Below are 11,632 nucleotides of genomic sequence, written 5' to 3' on the forward strand. Positions count from 1 at the left end.
TATCGGTGTTCATTCTGACTGGCGGTGACCGTGCAGAAGGAACACCGATAACAGAACAAGCAGGTCTTGTTCTGTTATCGGTGTTCCTTCTGCACGGTCACCGCCAGTCAGAATGTAAGCCACTTTAGTCGCGATAAGCATATCGTGTTCTGATGCAAATCCGGCTTCTTTCATACCCCATACCGCTGCTTCAAATGCGGCACGAGGTGTTTCGCCCAATGCCCATAATCTTGGCGGTCGTGGAGGACGATAGCCAGCCTGTATCAGACTTAAGCATACATTCTTCGCTCTTCCTACTTGAAGTTCAAAATTCGGTTCAATTATATCCGTAGGTCTCAAATATCCTAATTCAACAACCTCTGCACCGCTGGTGCCAACCTTTGCTGTAGCAATATCTTCAAATGAACGACGAATAAATGGGAATGGGTCTGCATTTACTCCTTCCGGTATTAACTCCAGAGCCCGAACCGTCATTTCCTTCGTTCCACCACCCGCAGGAATAACTCCGACGCCGGCTTCTACCAGACCCGCATAAGTTTCACCCGCAATCACACATTTTGCAGCATGCATACAGATTTCAAGACCGCCACCGAAGGTGTAATGATGCGGTGCTATAACTACTGGCTTGGAACAATATTTCATCCGCATGTTGGCTCCCTGCAAACCACGCACCATCGCTTCAATAGCATTCCAATCCTGTTGCATAATTTGTCCCAAAATAAGAAACAGATTTGCACCGGCACTGAAATGCGGTCCTTGATTTGCAACGACCATACCTTCATACTTACCTTCTTCTAAAAGGTCTACTCCTTTGCTCAACATAGTAACAATATCTGCATCCACAGCATTCATCTTGCAATGGAACTCACAGCAGATAATCCCGTCACCGATGTCAATCAAACTGGCACTATCATTTCTATCAATCTCTTTATTGGGCTGTGCTTTGACAGATGCTAAACGAATTTCTTTCGGGTTCTTGGGTACCGGCTTGTAAGATTTCGTAGCCACATCAAAATAATAATCCACACCATTTTCTGTTTTATAGAAGGATTTTCCACCTGCTTCTTTCACTGCTTTAGCAATTGCTGGCAATTCAAATCCTTCGTCTTCCATTCGTTTGCAAACTTCTTCAAAACCTAACAAATCCCAGGTTTCAAAAATGCCTGCTTCCCACGCAAATCCCCATTTCACAGCATTATCAATATTTACAATATCATCGGAAATTTCAGGGATACGGTTCGCTGCATATTTGGCAACATTAGCAAATAACTTAAATACAAATTTAGAACCTTTATCTTCACTGAAATGCATGACCTTCAATTTTTCAGCAAGGTCTTCAATACTACGAACCGCACCTGTGCATTCAAACTTCGCTTTAATGGGGTCGCGATATTCAACGGTAGCAGGGTCAATTGCCTGAACAATCGCTTTTCCTTTTTCATCTTTCTTATCGGTCTTCTTATAGAAACCACTGCCCGTCTTATTACCCCATAATTTTTTCTCCACCATCTTCTCGACCCAATCCGGCATTTTAAAATAATCTCTGCATTCATCATTTGGGCAACCATCATACACATTTTTCACAACTTTTACAAAGGTATCCAAACCGACCAAATCCGCTGTGCGGAATGTTGCCGAACTGGCATGCCCAATAGCCGGACCTGTTAATGCGTCAATTTCTTCAATTGTTAATCCTTCCTTTGTCATCTCATGCAATATATAAGACATTGTAAAGGTCAAAATACGATTGGCAATAAAGTTCGGCGTGTCTTTTGCATAAACAATCCCTTTGCCTAATACATTCTCACCAAACCATGCCATGGTTTCAACCACTTCAGGAAGGGTATCCGGTCCCGGAATAAGTTCTAACAATCTCAAATAGCGAGGAGGATTAAAGAAGTGAGTCCCCATGAAATGCTGGCTCATCTCTTTGGGCATATCCTTCGCCATTGCACGAATCGGAATACCACTTGTATTGGATGTGACAATGCTTCCCGGCTTACGATGTTGAGCCACCTGGGCATATACCTGCTTTTTAATGTCCAGGTTTTCCATCACTACTTCAATAATCAAGTCGCAATCTGCTATCTTGTGCATATCATCCTCAAAGTTACCTGTCTCTATCATATTGAGATAACTTTTGCTGTAAAGAGGAGACGGCTTCGCTTTCAGCAGATTTGCTTTGTTACCCTCGACCAGCGCATTTCTTTTTTTAGGATTCTTCTTCTCATCCTCAGAGAGGTTCGGAGTTACTATATCCAGCATAAGGCTGGGAACTCCACAGTTGGCAAGGTGAGCTGCGATAGCCGCACCCATAACGCCAGAGCCTAAAACCGCTGCTTTTCGAATTTCCCTCATGGATTTTTTACTCCTATCACTAGGTTTAATGTTTAAATTTTACGGAACATATATACTTACCGTTCGTTATACAACATTTATAATACTATCTGCAAATCAAAATTGCAAATTTTTTTCCCTATCCTAAGAAATACCTTCTATTTTTAGTTTTATTGATTTATATCAATCAACTTTTAGTAATTTTATAATAATGAAATTAAACTTTTTAAATATCTTATCAAAAAAATAGGCTCTATAAAAATATAGAGCCTAAAAAAATTTTCTCTTGATTTTAGTTATTCTTTTTCCCAACCATATTCAACACGAGGCATGGGCTTGCCTTCCCTCTGCAGATAACGCAATTCCTTATAACTTATTAGTTCTATTCCAAGTGATTTGATGTATTCTCGTGTTTCTGGTTTGCAGAAGAAGTCTGTATCCGCAGTTCTACGAGCGGCAGAACCTGTTGTTGCTTTCATCTCCGGTGTTAATTCACCACAATGAATATAAATTTCTGATACCTTTCCTGCGGGGATTTGTGCTAATCGTTCCTTCCACCAACTTTCCGTAGCTTCGATAGTTGGTGGATCATCCATATAAAGTTCATCAGGATGTAGAACCCCTAACTCATCTGCTTTATCTATCAGGTATTCGCCACCGTATTTTTTCATTAATTCACGACCTGCCATACGACAGGGGAGATTGTAATCTTTTGCTATTTTGATATATATCTCATGGTATCCGGGGGCATATTGCATAGTTCCCATGTGTGAGTCTATATGTGTTACATCAATTCCCGCTGCCAATGCTTTGTCTATTTGAGCACGAACTTCTTTTTCGGCTTCTTCAGGTTTCGCATTTAAATAAACAAAAGGCACATCGGCATAGAAATAACCCAATTCATCGCATAAACTGGGAACTGCTGTTCTCCCTAATACAGGACCCCATTTATATTTGCCCCATTCACTGGTTAATGTCGTATGCACCCCTATACTTGCTTTTGGATTTTCTTTTATTAAACTTACGGCTTCTGGAAACCATGGACAAGGAACCATCACTGTGGATGATGTAACGCCACCTACTCTCAAAGCACGAATGGTTGCCATATTGGTTGCATGATTCATGCCAAAATCATCTGCATTAATAATCAACACTTTTGTATTCGGTGGAAATCCCAACCGTTCTACCAAAGGGACTGTTTTCGGTTTGTCTTGAGCAAAAACTGAAACAGCCATAGCAAAACATGTAATAAACATCGAAATAAACAAAACTTTGTTTCCCATAAAAATACTCCTTAGTATTATGTTGAAATAGTTTGGGTTATACTTTCGTTAAAATTATAATTAGATATTTGACTTCTCCGAACACTATTTTGTTTTAATTTTTTATTCTCTGAAAAATAGAATATCATAATTATATAAAATTGGTTGAACAAAAGGATATATTATGACGAAAAGAACTATTTGTATTATCTCCCTCTCTGCCTTTCTTCTTTTCATTACAACAAACTCATGGGGCCAATGGCAGAAGATAACTCAAGGACCTAAAATAAATTACATAGCCTTTTCCGAATATGAAAGTATAAAGCCAGAACTCCCTGTTAAGATAGCCTTACAATTTCAGTTAGAATCGGAATGGCACATCAATAGTAATAAACCTCGGGATGAATTCCTGATACCTACGGAACTTACATTTGAAGAAAATCCTTTCGTCCAGATAAAAAAAATTATTTATCCTCCTTCTAAGGAAGTAAAATTATCCTTTTCAGATGAACCTTTATCGGTTTTTGAAAATGACTTTTTTATCGGTATTGAACTTATCGTTTTATCGAATATTCAAAATCGCAATTCTATAGAATTAACGGGGTCTTTGAAATATCAACCCTGCAATGACCGACAATGCCTCCCCCCTTCTTCCATCCCCATTAAGATAACTTTGAATATCAGTAATAGTCCTATTCAAGCAAATGACGAGATACAACAAAAAATAAAAACAATCCAGTGGGACAAATCGGAATCACTTATTGAAACAAAAGCAATCCCAAAAGAAAAAGTCTCTAATATTACACCACCAACACAAATAAATACAGCGGTTATTACAGATAAAAATTGGGAAGAACTTATAAAAGATTTTCGTATCGTATCCCGATTGGATGGTTATGCGAATCGAGATGAATTTATTCGACTTATAGAATCTGCAGAACAAGAAAGTAGGACTACTGTTTCAAAGAAAATTAGCCGCAATATTATTTCTCTGCTTTTTATTATTCTCATAGGTGGACTTGCATTAAACCTTACGCCCTGCGTTCTTCCTGTCATTCCATTAAATCTGGCAATTATTGGCGCCGGGGCACGGGCGGGTTCACGCATACGCGGTTTCTTATTAGGTTTAGCTTATGGATTGGGCATCTCCCTTGTCTACGGCGGATTGGGAATTGCAGTTGTTCTGGGTATCTCCAAAACATTTGGAGCCATCAATTCAACCTATTGGTTCAATGGTTTTATAACCTTGCTTTTCCTCATATTAGCATTAGCCATGTTTGACTTTATTAACATTGATTTTTCTCGATTCCAATCTTATATCGGTGTTCGCAGAAATACACAAGGAAGTTTCTTTGTTGCTTTATTTATGGGTGGAGTATCTGCCTTATTAGCAGGTGCCTGTGTGGCTCCGGTGGTCATATCCACTATATTACAAGCTCAGGATTTATACAGTCAGGGTTATTCTTCCGCTCTCTTCCTGCCTTTGTTATTAGGCGTGGGAATGGCTTTGCCCTGGCCTATATTAGGTGCTGGTATGACCCTTCTGCCCAAACCCGGTAAATGGATGGAATATGTAAAATACGCCTTTGGTGTATTCTTACTCTGTCTCGCGGCTTATTACGGGTATACTACCTATACATTACTAAATACCAGAAATATCTCAATGGAGCAAATCACAGAAGGTTGGCATACCTCATTAACAGAAGGATTCAACGAAGCAAAAACGCAAAACAAACCTGTTATCATTGACTTTTGGGCGACATGGTGTAAAAATTGTCTTGTTATGAATAAAACAGTTTTACATGATGAAACCGTCCAACAGAAACTCAATGATTTCGTCCGAATTAAATATCAGGCTGAAAATCCAAATGAAACAGAGACCCGAAAAGTTCTCGACCATTTCGAAGTTTTAGGATTACCTACTTTTATTCTATTAAAACCAAAAGAAAATTAATTTATGAAGGCTATTTTTTATCAACTACTAATTGAACATTTTTTTACAATAATCGGTTTTTTATTTGCCGTTTTCCTCATTCTCAAAATCATCAGTGAACATCGCCGACCCGGAGGCGCTATATCCTGGGTCATCGCTATTATTTTTGCCCCTTATATCGGCGTTCCTCTTTATTTCATACTCGGAAGCAGAAAAATAGCAAAAAAGATAAACAGGAAAGAACCCCTTTACTCTACAAGCACAGCAAAACCTGAACAACCTATAAAAAATCCCATTGAACGCATCCTTTTATCCTCAGGTATGCCACCCATACGCCGTATCCATTCAGTCTCCTTCTCATTCGATGGTATTGAAGCCTATAACAAACTAATTGAAATCATAAAAGAAGCCAAAGAATACATCTACTGCACTACTTTCATTTTAGGGAAAGATAAAACGGGATTAAGTATCATAAACACATTAGCGGAAAAAGGAAAACAAGGCGTTCGTGTCCATTTGCTATTAGACAGTCTCGGTTGTCTAACCATTACAAAAAAAATACTGGAACCACTTATACAAGCCGGAGGCGAAGTAGCTTTCTTCCTACCTGTTCTCCCCTTACGCAGGAAATGGTCAGCAAACCTTCGCAATCACAGAAAAATTGTCATCGTAGATGGAAATATAGCCATGGTAGGAGGGATGAATCTCTCCGACAATTTTATGGGACCTACTCCCTCATCCAATCGCTTTTTAGACAATGCCGTTTTCCTACAGGGAGAAGCCCTATACGACATAGAGCAGGTATTCCGTAGTGATTGGTATTTCACCACAGAAAAAGAGCTGCCTGAACCCAAAATTTCCTTATTCACATCAGAAACGAAACCTCTCCCCAGTCTTGTCCAGGTAGTAGCCAGCGGTCCCGATGTCCCTGAAGACACACTACACGACGCTATACTAACCGCTTGCATGGAAGCCCGAGAACGCATCTGGATTGTAACACCTTACTTCGTGCCTGACGACCCTATCCTGAAACTACTTAATCTCCAGGCACGCGCAGGTGTAGATGTCTCTGTCATCCTACCCAAACATTCAAACCACAGATTGGCTGATTTCGCACGCGGTCCCGCCCTACGCGAACTAATAAATAGCGGAGCACATATCTGGTTTTACGAAAAAGGAATGGTTCACTCCAAACTTCTCATATTCGACCGTTTCCTTGCCGTAACAGGCTCGCCCAACCTCGACATACGCAGCATGTACCTAAACTTCGAAATTGCCCTATTCCACTATTCCCCCAACGAAATTGATGCCATTGCCGGCTGGATATACCAACTCATGAACAACTCCCGATTCATCGCCGAGCTCCCCGCCAATTTCTTACAAGCCCACCTCGAAAACTTAAGCCTCCTCATCGCCCCCCTCATTTAAAACTTTAAATCACCTATAAAAACGGATAAAATATTACTTTACAAAAGAATACCAAAAAAAGGATGGCTCCTATGGAAAATGAAAAAATTTTTAGTTTCGACATTGGCACAGGTAGTTTAGGCACCTGCATTCGTAAAGGGAATGAAATTGAATTATTAGATGTAGAAACCCTCCCCAGTGATTTTGCCACAGTAAAAGAAGCACGCGAACGAAGAAGACAAATCCGAACACGAATTGCACATAAGAAAAGAGAAGAATGGTGGAAAGAACACGCACAAAAAGCAGGTATTAAAGTGTTAGAAACAGGTCATCTGAATGAAAAGGGAGAATATATTAAACCCGATCCTCGATTAACTCGAGAATTTCAAAAAAAAGGAGACCCAACTATCTATAACTCCCTTTTACTTCGCATCGCTCTTCTTCATGGCGAAAAATTAGAAGGGTGGCAAATCTATAAAGCCATCTGGTCTGCCATTCAACGAAGAGGATACGACATCAACCTTCCCTGGAAATCAAAAATAAAAGAGGCTAAAGAAGAAGATAACGAAGAGCAACAATCCGACAAAAAAAGAAAGAAAAGAGAAAAGAAGGCAAATGACAAAAAAAATGATGAAAAAGAGATTGAAGAAGCAGTCCAAAAATATAAAGAGGAAATGAAGAAATGCTTTGGAGAAAAACAAGAATTTTATTATCCCTCATTTTTTGATGCTTTTAGATTGGGAATATGGGACCCCGATGATCCTGAAAACTACTCAAAAACAATTGATGAAAATGCAAAACCCATCCGAAACAAGTATGGAGAAATTTCAACTATTGCTCCCGCAGAAATGGTGGATAAAGAACTAAAACAACTTCTCGTTCAGGCAGGGAAACAATACCCCTATATTGAAAAAAATTTAAATTATATCCTCTATGGACCTACTGGTTGTAAATATGGCGCCTATCTTTTAAAGGATTACCGTAAATATATGGGTAGGGATATAGAATGGCAAGGACTACTATCCCAAAAGACACCCCGTTTTGATAACCGCATCGTGTATAAATGCCGACTAATACCCAGACTTAATGTATGCAAACGAAAAGACCCATTATGTAAAGAAATAACATTCCTGATGAAACTAAAAAACTTCCGATATGTAGAAGCAGAAACCGGCGTAGAAAAATCTCTCACGCCAAAAGAAATTTCAGAACTTTTCGAAGAGCATAAAAATAATTTTAAAATTACGGAATCCAAATTAAAAAAATATCTTCAAAAAAAATTAAATGGTATTGTTCATCCTTCCTTCAAAACCATCGAAGCCCCAAAAGAAAAAGGAAGAGCCAGTTTTTGTAGACCCGCTATGAAAATTATTAAAGATATTATTCTATCCGGCAAATCACCACATGAGTTATATCAAGAATATATTTCAAACAACCAAAATACAGACCCTAAAAAGGGACTTATCAACGAAGATTATAAATTCTTATTAGCAATGCCTGATTCATGGGACAAATTCCATATCCCTGACACCCGAGAAGAAGAAGCACAACTCAATGAAGAAGAAAGAATAAAAAAGATCCATGAAATTTTCTCCAAAATTTCTAATCCCGTAGTAAGACACCGTCTTTTACTTTTCTACCAAAAATTACAAAAAATCAAAGAAAAGTTCGACGAACCCGACAAAATTGTGCTGGAGTTTGCAAGAGTCCCTGAAAATACTATCGCTGGTAAAAAGAAAAAAGAACAAATAATGAAACAACAAAAAGAAAATGAAAAAATAAATAAACAAGTAAGAGATAAACTAAATGACCTAAAAGAACAAGGTGTCCAAATTGAAGGGAAAAAGGCATTCCTTAAATTAAAATTATGGATGGATCAAGGGGGTAAAGATATATATCAGCATGCAAGAGACCCCTACTCTGAAACTAATATTCCCGCCACAGAAATAAACAATTGCGAGATTGACCATATCGTTCCACGAGAAAAAGGAGGACCCGATGCTTACTACAACCTTGTGTTAACATCAAGAGCCAATAATCAAGCAAAAGGGAAACAAACACCCTACGAATGGTTAGGAAAAGACATTACACAATGGAATAAATTTATTGATTATATAAGTAGTTTTAACAAGTCAGAAAAAAACAAAGGAGACAAAAAAACAGACAAATTTGGTTTACCAAAGAAGAAAATAAGATTACTCATTTCTGATAATCCTGAAGAGCTATTAGAAAAATATACTCATTTGGCAGAAACCGCTTATATTTCCAGACTCGCCCAAAAAATATGTCATCTATTTTTTGGATGGGAACAATTAACAAAAGGTTCCGAACGAAAAGTATTCGTAGTCACGGGAAATTTTACCTCCCGAATTCGAAATATTTTTGAATTAAATCAGATTTTAGAGGGAGAAGAAACAAACGAAGAGGATTCAAATAGCGAAACTAATGATCAAGACGAAAGCACCGATTCAAAACAAAACAAGAAAAAGAAAAATCGTGATAATCCAAGACACCATGCTTTAGACTCTCTTATAATATCAATCACACCCGAAATTAAATTTAACCCTGAAAAGGGTAAAGATGAATATCCCACCTGGTTCAATAAAGACTTTTGCATAGAAAAATTAGAAAAATGTTTGCCCCTTAAAATTCGTTTCGTTAAACCAAAACTTGCCGAAACTATCTACGGATTAAGAAAATACATAGATGATAATGGAAAGATTACAAATGATTATGTTTTCGTAACAAGATTTGGAACAGGAACCAATTTTGATGATTACAAAAAAATAGATATTGCAAGAAAACATGTAAAAGACATATATAGTTACAACATTCGAAAAGACCTTGAAGAAGAATTAGCAAAAAATCCTACGAAAGAAGAATGGGAGATATTTTTACACAACTACCGTGCTGGTGGAAAACCCAAAAAACTATTACTTATTGAAGGCAAAAAAATTAAATCTGAAGATGTAGAAAAGTTCTTGAAAGGTGAAATAAATAATTTGGGCGAATTCATTAAAGGAAAAATGCCAGGACAATATTTGAAACAAAAAAAGGAATCACATGGCTATTTCGTTGTTAAAAATAATAAAGGAAAGTGGGAACGCATACCTATCTATGTATTCGAATCCCCCTATAAAAAGAAAAAAGAAATTATTTCAAAATTCGGAAACTCCAATATAATATTTTTAAAAACAGGAATATTAGTTAAACTAAATGAAAATATTTATGTAAAAGAAAAAGAAAGATTAAAGAAAGGATATTATTATATAAACACCATTAGAGATGATAACTTCTGTCAATTAACATCTATTGACGGCAAAACAAGTGATGTAATCAGTATAAATATATTATTAGAACAAGGTAAATTAGAAATAATTCAGCAACTATTATAAATGTCTTATCATATTATTCATATACTCCAGCATAATAGTTATTTATCAGTTGACCATGGTTTCTTAGTGTTAAAAACCAAAGAACAAGAGAGGCGAGCATTATTATCGGAAATCCTGATTGTCGTTGTAGCAGCAAAAGGAGTAAGTTTTTCTGGAAATGCTTTGTCTGAAATTATTAAAAATGGAGGCGTAATTCTACATTGTGACGAACATTATAAACCCATTGGGAAAACAATCGGTTTGCCTTCTGTAATCCACTCACAGGTTTTCAAACGGCAGGTGGAAAGAGATAATACATTCAACAATAAAGTGTGGTTAAAAATCATTCAAGCAAAAATTATAAATCAGGCAGAAACCCTGGATATTATCGGTGCTTATCATAAATTGTGGGAATATATTAATGAGAAAAACTGGGATGAAGGTAATGCCGCACGACATTACTGGAAATATTATTTTATGCAATTTGGAAAATTAGCACCTGCGGGCAGGGAACACTTCGGAGCAGAACATCCAATAAATCAAATGCTAAATTATGCTTATGCCGTATTAGGTGCTTTATGTCATCGTTCTATACTTGCTCACGGCTTAAACCCCTGTTTAGGTATCCATCATAAATATCGTTTTAAGTCTGAACCTTTACTATATGACTTGATAGAACCCCTCCGTCCTTTTTGTGATTTAATCCTATTTTTAGCATTCCAAAAAGATATAGATATTACTATGTCAAACTTTGCTAAAGAAATAGCAAAAAATTTAGCCACTATTAAAATCAGGGTTCACGGTAAAAACATAAAATTCATTCATGCCATTGACCAATATATTTCCTCAGTAGCCCAATGTTTTAATACCGGCTATATCAAATTATTAACCATACCTGAAATTCAAGATTTACAATGCTAAAGAAAAACAAGGGACATAAAAAAAAGGAGGCAAGTAAATATCGTATGGGATGGTTACTCGTTATGTTCGATTTGCCCACCGATACCGCAGAAGAAAGACGAAGCGCGAGCCGTTTCCGTGCAGATTTATTAAGAGATGGATACCTTATGATTCAATATTCTGTTTACGCTCGTCCTGCGGTAACATTAGATACAAAGGAAAGATGTATTTCGTATCTCCGAAAAATAAATCCATCAACAGGCGACATCCGTTGTTTCTTTATAACGGATATTCAATGGAAACAAATGATATTTATATGTGATAAAACACGCCCATCAAAACGACGAATTGACAACCAACCCCATATCGGCGAACAATTACAATTCTGGTAATCTGTTAAGGAGAGGATATACCGAGAC

The 11,632-nt window shown here is 37.4% G+C and carries 7 protein-coding genes; 5 read left to right on the plus strand and 2 right to left on the minus strand.

Features of this window, described 5'->3' with window-relative positions:
* Positions 1-9 precede the first annotated feature (9 nt).
* Together PLA12_13190 and PLA12_13195 are read right to left on the minus strand one after the other, a co-directional pair.
* Positions 10-2,358 (minus strand): 3-hydroxyacyl-CoA dehydrogenase/enoyl-CoA hydratase family protein, encoded by a 2,349-nt coding sequence (locus PLA12_13190; protein ID HOQ33447.1) that lies wholly within the window; start codon positions 2,356-2,358, stop codon positions 10-12.
* A gap of 275 nt (positions 2,359-2,633) precedes the next feature.
* Positions 2,634-3,620, minus strand: coding sequence for a polysaccharide deacetylase family protein (locus PLA12_13195; protein HOQ33448.1), 987 nt, complete (start codon positions 3,618-3,620; stop codon positions 2,634-2,636).
* A 163-nt stretch (positions 3,621-3,783) separates the two neighbouring features.
* On the opposite strand from PLA12_13195, the gene PLA12_13200 reads away from it, so the two are divergent.
* The 5 genes from PLA12_13200 (at position 3,784) to cas2 (ending at position 11,605) form a co-directional block, all read left to right on the plus strand.
* Positions 3,784-5,553, plus strand: coding sequence for a cytochrome c biogenesis protein CcdA (locus PLA12_13200; protein ID HOQ33449.1), 1,770 nt, complete (start codon positions 3,784-3,786; stop codon positions 5,551-5,553).
* Between the two features lie 3 nt (positions 5,554-5,556).
* Positions 5,557-6,960 (plus strand): phospholipase D-like domain-containing protein, encoded by a 1,404-nt coding sequence (locus PLA12_13205; protein ID HOQ33450.1) that lies wholly within the window; start codon positions 5,557-5,559, stop codon positions 6,958-6,960.
* Positions 6,961-7,031: 71 nt separating this feature from the next.
* Positions 7,032-10,334 carry an HNH endonuclease domain-containing protein gene (locus PLA12_13210; GenBank protein ID HOQ33451.1) on the plus strand — a complete coding sequence of 1,101 codons (3,303 nt, stop codon included), beginning with the start codon at positions 7,032-7,034 and terminating at the stop codon, positions 10,332-10,334.
* Positions 10,335-11,234, plus strand: a complete 900-nt coding sequence (gene cas1 / locus PLA12_13215; GenBank protein HOQ33452.1) for a type II CRISPR-associated endonuclease Cas1 — start codon at positions 10,335-10,337, stop codon at positions 11,232-11,234. It begins immediately after the preceding gene.
* The gene (gene cas2 / locus PLA12_13220) at positions 11,228-11,605 is read left to right on the plus strand and encodes a CRISPR-associated endonuclease Cas2 (GenBank protein ID HOQ33453.1); all 378 of its coding nucleotides are present in this window, start codon (positions 11,228-11,230) and stop codon (positions 11,603-11,605) included. The genes cas1 and cas2 overlap by 7 nt, the downstream gene beginning before the upstream one ends.
* Positions 11,606-11,632: the final 27 nt, after the last annotated feature.

Source organism: Candidatus Hydrogenedens sp., assembly GCA_035378955.1.
Classification (GTDB): Bacteria; Hydrogenedentota; Hydrogenedentia; order Hydrogenedentales; family Hydrogenedentaceae; genus Hydrogenedens.